General features: G+C 59.5%; 10 protein-coding genes and 1 riboswitch. Of the genes, 5 read left to right on the forward strand and 5 right to left on the reverse strand.

From position 1 onward, the window contains the following. Positions 1–204: 204 nt before the first annotated feature. From PG5_RS12115 to PG5_RS12125, 3 genes are all read left to right on the forward strand, one after another. Positions 205–1941 carry a flavin monoamine oxidase family protein gene (locus PG5_RS12115; protein ID WP_020797411.1) on the forward strand — a complete coding sequence of 579 codons (1737 nt, stop codon included), beginning with the start codon at positions 205–207 and terminating at the stop codon, positions 1939–1941. Positions 1942–2580: 639 nt separating this feature from the next. Beyond that, the gene (locus PG5_RS12120) at positions 2581–3132 is read left to right on the forward strand and encodes a cytochrome b (RefSeq protein WP_020797412.1); all 552 of its coding nucleotides are present in this window, start codon (positions 2581–2583) and stop codon (positions 3130–3132) included. Positions 3133–3164: 32 nt separating this feature from the next. Further along, positions 3165–3752 carry a YceI family protein gene (locus PG5_RS12125; protein ID WP_008057034.1) on the forward strand — a complete coding sequence of 196 codons (588 nt, stop codon included), beginning with the start codon at positions 3165–3167 and terminating at the stop codon, positions 3750–3752. 239 nt (positions 3753–3991) lie between these two features. Here PG5_RS12125 and PG5_RS12130 read toward each other — a convergent pair whose 3' ends face one another. The 4 genes from PG5_RS12130 to ahcY all read right to left on the reverse strand — a co-directional run bounded on the left by PG5_RS12130 (position 3992) and on the right by ahcY (position 9505). Continuing rightward, the gene (locus PG5_RS12130; RefSeq protein WP_020797414.1) at positions 3992–5860 is read right to left on the reverse strand and encodes a DEAD/DEAH box helicase; all 1869 of its coding nucleotides are present in this window, start codon (positions 5858–5860) and stop codon (positions 3992–3994) included. A gap of 225 nt (positions 5861–6085) precedes the next feature. Further along, on the reverse strand, positions 6086–6901 hold the full coding sequence (locus tag PG5_RS12135; RefSeq protein ID WP_020797415.1) for an ABC transporter substrate-binding protein: 816 nt from the start codon (positions 6899–6901) through the stop codon (positions 6086–6088). 186 nt (positions 6902–7087) lie between these two features. Continuing rightward, positions 7088–7933, reverse strand: a complete 846-nt coding sequence (metF, locus tag PG5_RS12140; RefSeq protein ID WP_020797416.1) for a methylenetetrahydrofolate reductase [NAD(P)H] — start codon at positions 7931–7933, stop codon at positions 7088–7090. A gap of 162 nt (positions 7934–8095) precedes the next feature. Then, complete coding sequence (gene ahcY / locus PG5_RS12145; protein WP_020797417.1) at positions 8096–9505, reverse strand: adenosylhomocysteinase; 1410 nt, start codon at positions 9503–9505, stop codon at positions 8096–8098. A gap of 23 nt (positions 9506–9528) precedes the next feature. Continuing rightward, positions 9529–9631: riboswitch (S-adenosyl-L-homocysteine riboswitch) on the reverse strand. Positions 9632–9829: 198 nt separating this feature from the next. On the opposite strand from ahcY, the gene PG5_RS12150 reads away from it, so the two are divergent. Both PG5_RS12150 and PG5_RS12155 read left to right on the forward strand, forming a co-directional pair. After that, positions 9830–10234, forward strand: a complete 405-nt coding sequence (locus PG5_RS12150; protein WP_020797418.1) for an acyl-CoA thioesterase — start codon at positions 9830–9832, stop codon at positions 10232–10234. Positions 10235–10306: 72 nt separating this feature from the next. Beyond that, the gene (locus PG5_RS12155; RefSeq protein WP_020797419.1) at positions 10307–11194 is read left to right on the forward strand and encodes a formate/nitrite transporter family protein; all 888 of its coding nucleotides are present in this window, start codon (positions 10307–10309) and stop codon (positions 11192–11194) included. Here PG5_RS12155 and PG5_RS12160 read toward each other — a convergent pair whose 3' ends face one another. Then, positions 11195–12364: an MFS transporter gene (locus tag PG5_RS12160; protein WP_020797420.1), complete on the reverse strand. Its 1170-nt coding sequence runs from the start codon at positions 12362–12364 to the stop codon at positions 11195–11197. Positions 12365–12576 lie beyond the last annotated feature (212 nt).

A 12576-nucleotide genomic window follows, 5' to 3' on the forward strand; every position in this document is an offset into this window, starting at 1 on the left:
CGGTCCGTGTCGTGCGCGGACATACAATCGCGCAAGCCTATGCAATGCGTGCCTCGGGAACAACCCATTGTGTTGTTTGAGCTACTTTGTATAGGACGGTAGACGTTGCTGGCAGGCGTCTGGCGGCTGACGTATCCTTCGCGGTTCTGGAGCCGCCTGGCTCGCAAAAACCGCTATTTTTCCTGTATTTCCGGAGTTCGCTGAATGTCTGTCGGTTGGCTGCGCGCCTGTGCGCTGGTGATGTTGGGGCTGTTCAGCGTGTCTGCGCTGGCCAAGGATAAAACCGCGATCGTGATCGGCGGCGGGGTCTCGGGCCTCACGGCTGCTTACGAGCTGCAGAAAAAAGGCTGGCAGGTCACGCTGCTGGAAGCCAAGCCGAGCCTGGGCGGCCGCTCCGGCATGGCGACCAGTGAGTGGATCGGCAACGACAAGACCCAGCCGGTCTTGAACAAGTACATCTCGACGTTCAAGCTGAGCACCACGCCAGCACCTGAATTCGTGCGCACCCCGGGCTACCTGATCGACGGTGTGTATTACACCGCGGCCGACCTGGCCACCAAGGATCCAACCACTGCCGAAGCGCTCAAGCGCTACGAAAAGACGGTGGACGACCTGGCGCGCTCGATCGAAGACCCGCAAAACCCGTCAGCCAACAACACGCTGCACGCCCTGGACCAGATCAACGTGTCCAACTGGCTCGATCGCCTGAGCCTGCCGGCCACTGCCCGTCAGTTGGTGAACCAGCAGATTCGTACCCGTTATGACGAACCTTCGCGTATCTCGCTGCTGTACTTCGCACAGCAGAGTCGCGTTTATCGTGGCGTTTCCGACCGTGACCTGCGCGCGTCGCGCCTGGTCGGTGGCAGCCCGGTGTTGGCCCAGGCCTTCGTCAAAGAACTGAAAACCATCAAGACCAGCTCCCCGGTCTCGGCCATTACCCAGGACAAGGACGGCGTCACCGTCAAGGTCGGCAGCGTTGGCTACCAGGCTGACTACGTTGTGGTGGCCGTGCCTTTGCGTGCCCTGAACAAGATCCAGATGACCCCGGCACTGGACGCCCAGCACCAGGCCGCGATCAAGGGCACCAACTACGGTTGGCGCGACCAGATCATGTTGAAGTTCAAGACGCCAGTGTGGGAAAGCAAGGCGCGCATGTCCGGTGAGATCTACAGCAACACCGGCCTGGGCATGTTGTGGGTCGAGCCGGCGCTGAAGGGCGGCGCCAACGTGGTGATCAACCTGTCCGGCGACAACTCGCGGGTCATGCAGGCGTTCGGCGACAAGCAGATGGTCGATCAGGTACTGATCCGCCTGCACGCGTTTTACCCACAGGCACGCGGTTCGTTTACCGGTTATGAAATCCGTCGCTACAGCACCGACCCTTCGATGGGCGGCGCTTACCTGGCCTTCGGCCCGGGTCAGATCAGCAAGTTCTGGCGTCTGTGGGAGCGTCCGGTTCAGCGTGTAGCCTTTGCTGGCGAACACACTGACACCCTGTACCCGGGCACCTTGGAAGGCGCATTGCGCACCGGTCAGCGTGCGGCCAGCCAGGTTGAAGACCTGGCGGCGGGCAAGTCGTTTGACCCGGCGAAAGCCGCTCCAGTAGCCGCTGCCGCTGCAGCCGGCGCGGTGGCAGCGAAGAAGGGCAACTTCTTCAGCAACCTGTTCGGCGGCTCGGATGACGAGAAGAAGCCACAGCCGATCAAGGCGCCAGAACCCGTCGCACCGGCTCCCGCACCAGCCCCGGCGCCGACCCCTGCACCTGCTCCGGTCGAAGCGCCGAAGCCTGCGGCACCGGTGAAAGCCGAGCCTGCGAAGAAAGCACCGGCAAAAGCGCCAGTTAAGAAGACCGAGGCGAAGAAAACGTCGGCCAAGGCACCGGCGAAAAAGGCCGAACCGACCAAGAAGCCAGCGGCGACCACGGTTACCAAGGCCCAGTAACGTTCAGGCGTAAAAAACGCGGCTCATGGGCCGCGTTTTTTTTTGCCAGATCTCGGCGTTGTCTCCCGTCCTACATGCGCCAGCGATATCAGAGACTTCCCACAAGCGAATCAGAAGGGGGTGATGGGTAGAGCTTGATCTTGGGCCCATGCTCTTCAAAAACTGGAGAGCATATGAAAGAACTGACAGTAATCATCATATTGATAACCCTTTTGGGTTGTGCAAATGCGGAGATATTTCATGAGGGATATCGCCGGGGATACGGGCATGAACTGGCCTATAAATGCGATATGGATCCGTACAATCCTGACTGTCTGCAGCCCCCTTCCGTGTACCACAATTAGGAAGGTCGATATCGCCCCGCTAAGTCTACGTAGCGTTCAAGCACAAAAAAGCGCGGTTCAAGGCCGCGTTTTTTTTTACGCTTGAAAAAATGAGGCAAGAAATCGAATAAACCTTTTGATACAGGTGTTCTCTGGTTTGTATTCACTTCTTTTCACAATTTCGACTTTAATCTTTCCTTAACCCGCGTGATTTAGGCTATTGATCGCATTTCTCGATATTTCAAAGCGAAATTTTCCGCTTTAATCCGATAGATAAATCGATAGTCTTGGGCCAGCACTTACAGGGATCTGGGCAATGCAGCTACGAAATTCTACTTCCCGCTACGGCTGGGTCAGCATTTTCATTCACTGGAGTGTGGCGCTGGCGGTTTTTAGCCTATTCGCGTTGGGGTTGTGGATGGTCGGGCTCGACTACTACAGCACTTGGCGCAAAGACGCACCGGACCTGCACAAGAGCATCGGCCTGGTGTTGTTGGGTGTGATGGTGTTGCGGGTGGTGTGGCGTTTCATCAGTCCGCCGCCGCCGACCCTGTCCAGCTACAGCCGCATGACGCGCCTGGGCGCCAAGTTCGGCCATGGCTTTCTGTATCTCAGTCTGTTCGCTGTGATGATTGCCGGTTACCTGATTTCCACCGCAGAAGGTGTCGGTATCCCGGTGTTTGGCTTGTTTGAAGTGCCTGCGCTGGTGTCCGGGCTACCGGACCAGGCAGATACCGCCGGTGTGATTCACCTCTGGCTGGCATGGATACTGGTAATTTTTTCCGGCCTCCATGCGTTGGCAGCATTGAAGCACCACTTTATCGACCGTGATGTGACCCTCAAGCGAATGCTGGGTCGCAAAGCCTGAAGTTCAACCTCGACTCCAAAGGAAAACAATGTATGTTGAAAAAGACTCTGGCCGCTCTGGCAATCAGTTCCGCCCTGTTGTCCGCCGGTAGCGTCATGGCCGCTGACTACGTGGTCGACAAGGAAGGCCAGCACGCCTTCGTTGACTTCAAGATCAGCCACCTGGGCTACAGCTTCATCACCGGTACTTTCAAGGACATCGACGGCAAGTTCAGCTTTGACGCTGCCAAGCCTGAAGACAGCAAGATCGAGTTCAACGTAAACACCGCCAGCGTGTTCACCAACAACGCTGAGCGTGACAAGCACATCTCCAGCAAAGACTTCCTGAACGGGAGCAAAGCCACCTTTGTTTCCACCAGCGTCAAGCCAACCGGCAAAAACGCCGCTGGCAAGGACACTGCGGACGTGGCTGGCGACCTGACTATCCTTGGCGTGACCAAGCCAATCGTGGTCAAGGCTACCTTCCTGGGTGAAGGCAAGGATCCATGGGGCGGCTACCGTGCAGGCTTCGAGGGTACCTTCAGCCTCAAGCGTTCCGATTTCGGCAAGCAGAAAGACCTGGGCCCATCGTCCGATGCAGTTGAAATGTACGTGACCTTTGAAGGTGTCAAAGCGAAATAATTTTCGCCGCTGACAAAAACGCCCGCCGCTCTCACGAGCGCGGGCGTTTTTTATTGCCGTACACAAACCCCTGTAGGAGCGAGCCTGCTCGCGAAAAACCCATAGGCGCCGCTGGGCATCTGGTTTAACGCGTTATCGTTCACGACCATCGCGAGCAGGCTCGCTCCTACAGGTTTTGTATCGCTCAAAAAAATGCCCCGGATCTTTCGATGCGGGGCATTTTTCATTTCAGCGATAACTCAGCGATTACGAGTCAGCAATGCCGGTTTTTCGCCACGAGGACGGCTTGGCAGTTGATCCAGTTGCTCAGGTGTCGGGAAGCGATCGGCCTTCGACTCCTTGTGCATGATCTTCGGCGCCGGACCACGCGGGTTCTGCACGGCCGGTTCCGAACGCGGTTGATCGTCACGGGCCGGGCGGCGGTTGCGGGAGTCTTCGCGACGGGCCTGGCCATCTCGTGGAGCCCCGCTGCGTGGACCGCTGCGCTTGGCTGGCGGGGTGCCGGTGCTGGCGCCATCGCTGTTGCGCGGACCGTTCTGGCGACCGCCCTGCGGCTTGCCGCCACGTGGAGCGCCTGCGGCTGTCCCTTGTGCCGGAGCACCCGGACGACGGCCGCGGCCTTGGGCCGGTTTCTGCTGCGGAACATAGTCGACGCGGTTACCGAAGTTATCGATATCGTCGTCCAGGAACTCGTCCGGCGCACGATCAGCTGCGGCACGCGGCGGCTGGCTTGGCTGACGCTGTTCGCGGGCCGGGGTGCCTTCACGGGGCTTCTGCTGACGGGCTGGACGCTCACCGCGCTCACCCGCCGGTTTTTCCTTGCCCTTGTCCTTGCCTTTGTCCTTGCGACCGCCACCACCACCGCCGCCATTCGGACCATCGCCGCGCGGGCCACGTGGATTGCGCGGGTTGCGCATGTCCGGACGCTCGCGAGCTTCGGGTTTCTCGGCTTCCACGGCGCTGGCATCGAAGCCCATCAGGTCGCCGTCGGCGATTTTCTGCTTGGTCATGCGTTCGATGCTTTTCAGCAGTTTTTCTTCGTCCGGGGCCACCAGCGAGATCGCCTCGCCCGAACGACCGGCACGGCCAGTACGGCCGATGCGGTGCACATAGTCTTCATCGACGTTCGGCAGTTCGAAGTTGACCACGTGTGGCAGCTGGTCGATGTCCAGGCCGCGAGCGGCGATGTCGGTGGCAACCAGGATGCGCACGGTACCGGCCTTGAAGTCGGCCAGGGCTTTGGTGCGCGCGTTCTGGCTCTTGTTGCCGTGGATCGCGACGGCGCTCAGGCCGTGTTTGTCCAGGTACTCGGCCAGGCGGTTGGCGCCGTGCTTGGTGCGGGTGAATACCAGCACCTGTTCCCAGGCGCCAGCGGTGATCAGGTGCGCCAGCAACGCACGCTTGTGGCTGGCCGGCAGGCGGAATACGCGCTGTTCGATGCGCTCGACCGTGGTGTTCGGCGGCGTGACTTCGATGCGTTCCGGGTTGTGCAGCAGCTTGCCGGCGAGGTCGGTGATGTCCTTGGAGAACGTCGCCGAGAACAGCAGGTTCTGACGCTTGGCCGGCAAACGGGCCAGGACTTTCTTCACGTCATGGACGAAGCCCATGTCGAGCATGCGGTCGGCTTCGTCCAGTACGAGGATTTCCACGTGGGACAGGTCGACGCTGCCTTGGCCGGCCAGGTCGAGCAGGCGGCCAGGGCAGGCCACCAGCACGTCTACGCCACGGGACATGGCCTGGACCTGCGGGTTCATGCCGACGCCACCGAAAATGCAGGCACTGACGAACTTCAGGTCACGGGCATAGACCTTGAAGCTTTCGTGCACTTGCGCCGCGAGTTCGCGAGTAGGGGTCAGGACCAGTACGCGCGGTTGGCGCGGGCCGTGACGCTGGGATTTGTCCGGGTGACCGTTGGGGAACAACCGCTCCAGGATCGGAAGGGCGAAACCGCCGGTTTTACCAGTACCTGTCTGTGCCGCGACCATCAGGTCGCGACCTTGCAACACGGCGGGAATGGCCCGCTGTTGCACCGGAGTAGGCTCGGTATAGCCCGCTGCCTCGATGGCGCGGACTAAAGCCTCGGAGAGACCGAGGGAAGCAAAGGACATGAGTAATCCTGTTTTAAGTTAGGGCTTGGCCCAATGGGAGTCTTGCCTGGCGCGAATGGCGTTTATGAGGAACGCAATCCCGTCCGGTCCTGCTTCGGTCACGAAGGCTCGTCTGGAGCGCTCGCGCGGGCTGAAAAGCTGCGCTGTAGCGGGTTCGAGATGCCTTGAACGGTTCCGAGCGTCCGGGCGTGAGCCTGGCGGGAAGGCCGGAGTATAACAGAGCAATCACTGCGCGCCGCTTTCCTGCTGCTCAACGGTTTTTTCCGTGTTGGCCGTGGTCCGCCCGACGTTGATTGTAGCGGCCGGTGCGGCGCCATATCGGGCGCTGAGCTCGGCGTACGCGGGTTCGCGCTTGAAACGTTTGAGCTCGGCGCCGAAACGCTGCACCAGCAAGTCCATGCCGGCATTGCGGCGCACCGCCAGAAACTGGCTCTGTTGACTGATGACAGTGGGGTTTTCGGTAATTATGTTGCGGATATTCAGTTCGTCGAGCAAATGCTGGCCCACCCTGCGGTCGGTGATCAGCAGGTCGATCCGCCCACGCACCAGTTTGCCGAAGTTCGCTTCGTGGCTCGGCGCAGGCTCCCGGGTGAACAGGGTCGAGTCCCTGAAATCCTCGCTGTACAGGTAGCCAGGAGAGATGCCGATGGTCAGGCCGCGCAGTTCGTCGAGGGTGCGAAACGGATGGGGCCTGGCGTTGGCGTAGAACATCACGAACTGGACTTCCGAGAGCGGTTCGCTGGGGTAGAGCAGGGTCGCATCGCGTTCATCGCTATGGAAAATGTCCAGCGCGCCATCGGCCTGACCTGTTTCCAGCATCGAAAGGCAGCGTTTCCATGGCAGGAATTGCCATTCCACTTCGATGCCCAGGCGCTTGAAGACGATGGCGGTGGTTTCGTAGTCCAGCCCCAGGGCCTTGCCGTTCTCCTCGTACACGTATGGTGCCCAGGGTTCGGTGACAATGCGCAGCTTCTCGCCCCTAGCGGCAAAGCTAAGGCAAGTGAAAACAAGCAGGGCGACGAACTGCGTGATCAAAGGCATGGGCTTGAGATTACGACGAGAAACGCGAAAGAGCCAGAAACTGGCAGCAGATGCTCTAACTCCGTGGATTGCCGCACAATAAAAGTGCTTGAAAGCAAAAGATCGCAGCCTGCGCAGCTCCTACAGGAATTAAACATTTCCCATGTAGGCACTGCCGCAGGCTGCGATCTTTTGATCTTGCTGTGTTTAACGCGGCAACTTCAGGTTGTTCCAAACCGCCAGGCTCGCTTCAGCCTGGTTCAGTGTATAGAAGTGCAGCCCTGGCGCGCCGCCCTGCAGCAGGCGTTCGCACATCTCGGTAATGACTTGCTCGCCGAAGCGTTGAATGCTTTGGGTATCGTCACCGTAGGCTTCCAGTTGCTTGCGGATCCAGCGCGGGATTTCCGCACCGCAGGCATCGGAGAAGCGTGCCAGCTTGCTGTAGTTGGTGATCGGCATGATCCCCGGCACGATCGGAATGTTCACACCCTTGGCCCGCACGCGCTCGACGAAGTAGAAGTAGCTGTCGGCGTTGAAGAAATACTGGGTGATCGCACTGTCGGCGCCAGCGTTGGCCTTGCGCACGAAGTTGTTGAGGTCGTCTTCGAAATTGCGTGCCTGAGGATGCATCTCCGGGTAGGCGGCAACTTCGATGTGGAAATGATCGCCAGTCTCTTCACGGATGAATTCGACCAGGTCGTTGGCGTGGCGCATTTCACCGCTGGCCATGCCCATGCCTGAAGGCAGGTCACCGCGCAAGGCGACGATGCGCTGGATGCCGGCGGCCTTGTACTGGCTCAGCAGGCCGCGCAGGTCAGCCTTGCTGTCGCCGACGCACGACAAGTGCGGTGCGGCCGGAACTTTGACTTCGCTCTCGAGCTGCAACACGGTGTTGAGCGTGCGATCACGGGTCGAACCACCTGCACCGTAGGTGCAGGAGAAGAAATCGGGGTTGTACGTGGCCAACTGGCGGGCAGTGGCAAGCAGCTTTTCATGCCCAGCATCGGTCTTGGTAGGGAAGAACTCGAAGCTGTAGCGACGATCTTGGGACATGGTCATATCCTTGGAAACACGTAAGCCTGGAAGACATGCACATCCCCATGTGGGAGCGGGCTTGCTCGCGAAAGCGGTGCGTCAGACAACATTAATGTCGAATGATAAACCGCCTTCGCGAGCAAGCCCGCTCCCACAAGGGAGAGCAGGCTGCAGAACCGATCAGTAGCGGTAAGCGTGCGGCTTGAACGGACCTTCGACCGTCACGCCGATGTAGTCGGCCTGGGTCTTGGTCAGTTGAGTCACGACGCCGCCGAAACCGCGGACCATTTCCAGGGCCACTTCTTCGTCGAGTTTCTTCGGCAGTACTTCAACGGTCAGGCGCTCGGCTTTCTGGGCTGGCGACAGGTCGGCGTATTTCTGGCCGAACAGGAAGATCTGCGCCAGTACCTGGTTGGCGAACGAACCGTCCATGATGCGGCTCGGGTGGCCAGTGGCGTTGCCCAGGTTAACCAGGCGGCCTTCAGCCAGCAGGATCAGGTAGTCGTCGTTCTGCGGATCGAAGCTGCCAGCGCCGGTACGGTGGATCTTGTGAACCTGCGGCTTCACTTCTTCCCATGCCCAGTTCTTGCGCATGAAAGCGGTGTCGATTTCGTTGTCGAAGTGGCCGATGTTGCAGACAACAGCGCGCTTCTTCAGGGCCTTGAGCATGTTCGCATCGCAAACATTGACGTTACCGGTGGTGGTCACGATCAGGTCGATCTTGCCCAGCAGCGCTTTGTCGATGCTTTCTTCGGTGCCGGTGTTGATACCGTCGATGAACGGCGAAACCAGTTCGAAACCGTCCATGCAGGCTTGCATGGCGCAGATCGGGTCGACTTCGGAAACCTTGACGATCATGCCTTCCTGACGCAGGGACTGGGCCGAGCCCTTGCCCACGTCACCGTAGCCGATGACCAGCGCTTGCTTGCCGGACAGCAGGTGGTCGGTACCGCGCTTGATCGCATCGTTCAGGCTGTGACGGCAGCCGTACTTGTTGTCGTTCTTGCTCTTGGTCACCGAGTCATTGACGTTGATGGCCGGGATTTTCAGCTCGCCCTTGGCCAGCATGTCCAGCAGGCGGTGCACGCCGGTGGTGGTTTCTTCGGTCACGCCGTGAACGCGATCCAGTACCTGTGGGTACTTCTTGTGCAGCAGTTCGGTCAGGTCGCCGCCGTCGTCGAGGATCATGTTGGCGTCCCATGGCTGGCCATCCTTGAGGATGGTTTGCTCCAGGCACCACTCGTACTCTTGCTCGGTTTCACCTTTCCAGGCGAAAACCGGAATGCCGGCAGCGGCGATGGACGCAGCAGCCTGGTCTTGAGTCGAGAAAATGTTGCAGGACGACCAGCGTACTTCGGCGCCCAGGGCAACCAGGGTTTCGATCAGCACGGCGGTCTGAATGGTCATGTGGATGCAGCCGAGGATCTTCGCGCCCTTGAGCGGTTGCTCTTCGGAGTACTTGCGGCGCAGACCCATCAGGGCTGGCATTTCCGATTCGGCGATGATGGTTTCGCGACGGCCCCAGGCAGCCAGGGACATGTCGGCGACTTTGTAATCGTTAAAATCTGCAGGCGTGATAACAGCGCTCATGAAGAGTCTCCATTCGTAATGTATGCGAATGGGCGCCGTTGTGCGTTTAGTGTCTGGCCGTTGATGGCCAAGCAACGCCCCATCCGAGCCTGACAGGTCTAGCCTGCTGCAGCGCCCCTCGGACAGGTGGCGGGAAAACGGTAGCAAGTGAAGATTACCGTTTTGAAACGGGGGCGATTATAGCGGGCTATGCTGATCTTCCAAAGGGTTTCTGTCGGTCAATGTGCGAACGGTAATACTGGCTATAGAAGATCCCGAATAGAGCTCTGGCCCGGGGTCTGCCAATATACCGTCCATCATTCGGCAAGGCGCTCAGGAGTGCATATGAATTTCCACACCCGCAAATGGGTCAAGCCCGAAGACCTCAACCCCAATGGGACACTGTTTGGCGGCAGCCTGCTGCGTTGGCTCGACGAAGAAGCGGCGATCTATGCCATCGTCCAGCTGGGCAATCAACGCGTGGTCACCAAATACATTTCCGAGATCAACTTCGTCAGCGCCTCGCGCCAGGGCGACATCATCGAGCTGGGTATCACCGCCACTGAATTTGGTCGCACCTCGATCACCCTCACGTGCGAAGTGCGTAACAAGATCACCCGCAAGAGCATCCTGACGGTGGAGAAGATTGTTTTCGTCAATTTGGGCGAAGACGGATTGCCTGCGCCACACGGGCGGACCGAGATCAAGTACGTCAAGGACCAGTTCAAGGATGAAGGCGCCGTCGAATAATTTGTGGATGACGAACGGAATCTGAACCGCGCGGGTCGTAACTACATCGCACGCCAGCGGTTCAGGAGTTCCATGGACACTAAAAAAGACGGCAAGACCCCCGACCTTTCGGAAAAAGAGCAGCACGAAGTCGAAAAGAACCAACCGCCACGCGCGGCGGTGCTGCACGAAATTATCCGCACCCAGGGCGATCAGGAACTGGAGCGCAGCGTTGCTGCGCTGTGGTGGTCGGCGTTGGCTGCCGGCCTGACCATGGGCCTGTCGTTGATGGGCATGGGCTTGCTCAACTCCCGACTGCCGGACGGCGAAGGTTTCAAGGTGATAGCCAGTTTCGGCTACTGCGCCGGTTTCCTCGCGGTGATTCTTGCCCGCCAGCAACTCTTCACCGAAAACACCCTGACCGCCGTGCTGCCGATCATGAGCAAGCCCACGCTCGGCAATTTCGGCCGATTGCTGCGACTGTGGGGGGTGGTGCTGGTGGGCAACCTCTGCGGCACCTTGCTGGTGGCTTACGTCATGCTCGAGCTGCCGATTTTCGACAGCAAGACCGACGAGGCCTTCCTTGATATCGGCCGCAAGGTCATGGAAAACGATGCCAGTCAGATGTTCGCCAAGGGCATCGTCTCGGGCTGGATGATCGCCACCATGGTCTGGATGATCCCGTCGATGGAGAGCGCCAAGATGTGGATCATCATCCTCATCACCTATCTCATGGCGCTGGGGGATTTCACGCACATCGTGGTCGGTTCGCTGGAGGTCGGCTATCTGGTGTTCGCTGGCGAGCTGCCGTGGAAAGATTTCTGGCTGGTGTTCGCAGGTCCCACGCTGGTGGGGAACATTGTTGGTGGTAGCTTCATCTTTGCATTGATCAGCCATGCGCAGATTCGCAGCGAGAGCGGGCCACCCAAAAGCGCGGCGGAGCAGGCTGCAAAACCTGATCCGCAAGCGCAAAAAAAATAATCAACCCGGCACATTTACCGCAGCGGCACTGCGCCGTTGCAGGTAGATGAAATACAGCGCGGCCAACACCGTCAAGCCACTGACCATGGCGCCGGTCCACGGCAGGTCCGCAAGATCTGCACCGCTGGCGACTACCAGCCCACCGATCCAGGCACCTGCTGCGTTACCGAGGTTGAATGCACTCTGGTTCAGCGTCGAGCCCAGGTTGGGCGCTTCATGGGCTTGATCGATGATCAGCAGTTGCAGGATCGGGCACAGGGCAAAGGCGAAAAGGCCCCACAACACCAGGGTGATTGCCGCGGGAATTACCGAATGGCTGGTCTGGCTGAACGCGGCCAAGACCACCACCACGGCCAGCGCCATGCCGACCAGTGAAGGCAACAGGCGGCTGTCGGCCAATCGCCCGCCGAGCATGCTGCCCGCCGTCAAGCCTACGCCGAACAACAACAGCATGATGGTCACGCCATGGGGGCTGACACCGGTGATGTCCTGCAGGATAGGTGCGATGTAGGTGAATACGCTGAACAGGCTGGTCGAGGCCAATACGCTCATGCCCAATGCCAGCAGCACGTTGGTCTTGCCCAGCACTTTGAACTCGCTTGCCAGGTTGGCTTTTTCCATCACGATGTTCTTAGGCAGCCAGACCCATTGCGCAATCGCCGCGATCACGCCGATCACCGACACCGCCCAGAACGTCGAGCGCCAGCCGGCGTACTGCCCCAGCGCGGTGCCCAGCGGCACTCCAAGCACGTTGGCCAGGGTCAGGCCGGTGAACATCATGGCAATCGCCTGGGCGCGTTTGTTCGGCGCCACCAGGCCGGCGGCAACCACCGAGCCGATGCCGAAGAACGCGCCGTGGCACAGCGCAGTCACCACGCGCGCGGCCATCAGCGTGGCGTAGTTCGGCGCCAGTGCGCAAAGCATGTTGCCCAGGATGAACATCAGCGTCATGCCCAGCAGTGTCGCTTTGCGCGGCATGTTGGCGGTGCCGACCGCGAGGATTGGTGCGCCGAACACCACGCCCAGGGCGTAGCCGGTAATCAGCAATCCGGCGTGGGGAATGCTGACCGCGAGGTCGCGGGCAACATCGGGCAGCAAGCCCATAATGACGAATTCAGTGGTGCCGATGCCGAACGCGGCAACAGCAAGGGCAAGCAAGGCGAGTGGCATGCGCAAGGTCTCTGTCGGTAGTCTTGACGCTGTGATCAGGCATACGCATGCCAGGACCGATCTCGATGAGAGCGGGCAAGGGCATTGTTATTGGAATTAGTCTGTGCGCAACTGAGTGCGGCGTGGTCGGTTGCAGTATAAACAGCTGCTGACATATGGCGAATCAATTCTCTCCCCAGCCCTTGTAGGAGCCGGCTTGCTGGCGATGGCAA

It is taken from the genome of Pseudomonas sp. G5(2012), assembly GCF_000408945.1.
Lineage (GTDB): Bacteria > Pseudomonadota > Gammaproteobacteria > Pseudomonadales > Pseudomonadaceae > Aquipseudomonas > Aquipseudomonas umsongensis.

Excerpts from the sequence above, each read along its gene's own strand:
- PG5_RS12115 (WP_020797411.1), top strand. The coding sequence starts at position 205 with ATGTCTGTCGGTTGGCTGCGCGCCTGTGCGCTGGTGATGTTGGGGCTG.
- PG5_RS12120 (WP_020797412.1), top strand. The coding sequence starts at position 2,581 with ATGCAGCTACGAAATTCTACTTCCCGCTACGGCTGGGTCAGCATTTTC.
- PG5_RS12125 (WP_008057034.1), top strand. The coding sequence starts at position 3,165 with ATGTTGAAAAAGACTCTGGCCGCTCTGGCAATCAGTTCCGCCCTGTTG.
- PG5_RS12130 (WP_020797414.1), bottom strand. The coding sequence starts at position 5,860 with ATGTCCTTTGCTTCCCTCGGTCTCTCCGAGGCTTTAGTCCGCGCCATC.
- PG5_RS12135 (WP_020797415.1), bottom strand. The coding sequence starts at position 6,901 with ATGCCTTTGATCACGCAGTTCGTCGCCCTGCTTGTTTTCACTTGCCTT.
- metF (WP_020797416.1), bottom strand. The coding sequence starts at position 7,933 with ATGTCCCAAGATCGTCGCTACAGCTTCGAGTTCTTCCCTACCAAGACC.
- ahcY (WP_020797417.1), bottom strand. The coding sequence starts at position 9,505 with ATGAGCGCTGTTATCACGCCTGCAGATTTTAACGATTACAAAGTCGCC.
- PG5_RS12150 (WP_020797418.1), top strand. The coding sequence starts at position 9,830 with ATGAATTTCCACACCCGCAAATGGGTCAAGCCCGAAGACCTCAACCCC.
- PG5_RS12155 (WP_020797419.1), top strand. The coding sequence starts at position 10,307 with ATGGACACTAAAAAAGACGGCAAGACCCCCGACCTTTCGGAAAAAGAG.
- PG5_RS12160 (WP_020797420.1), bottom strand. The coding sequence starts at position 12,364 with ATGCCACTCGCCTTGCTTGCCCTTGCTGTTGCCGCGTTCGGCATCGGC.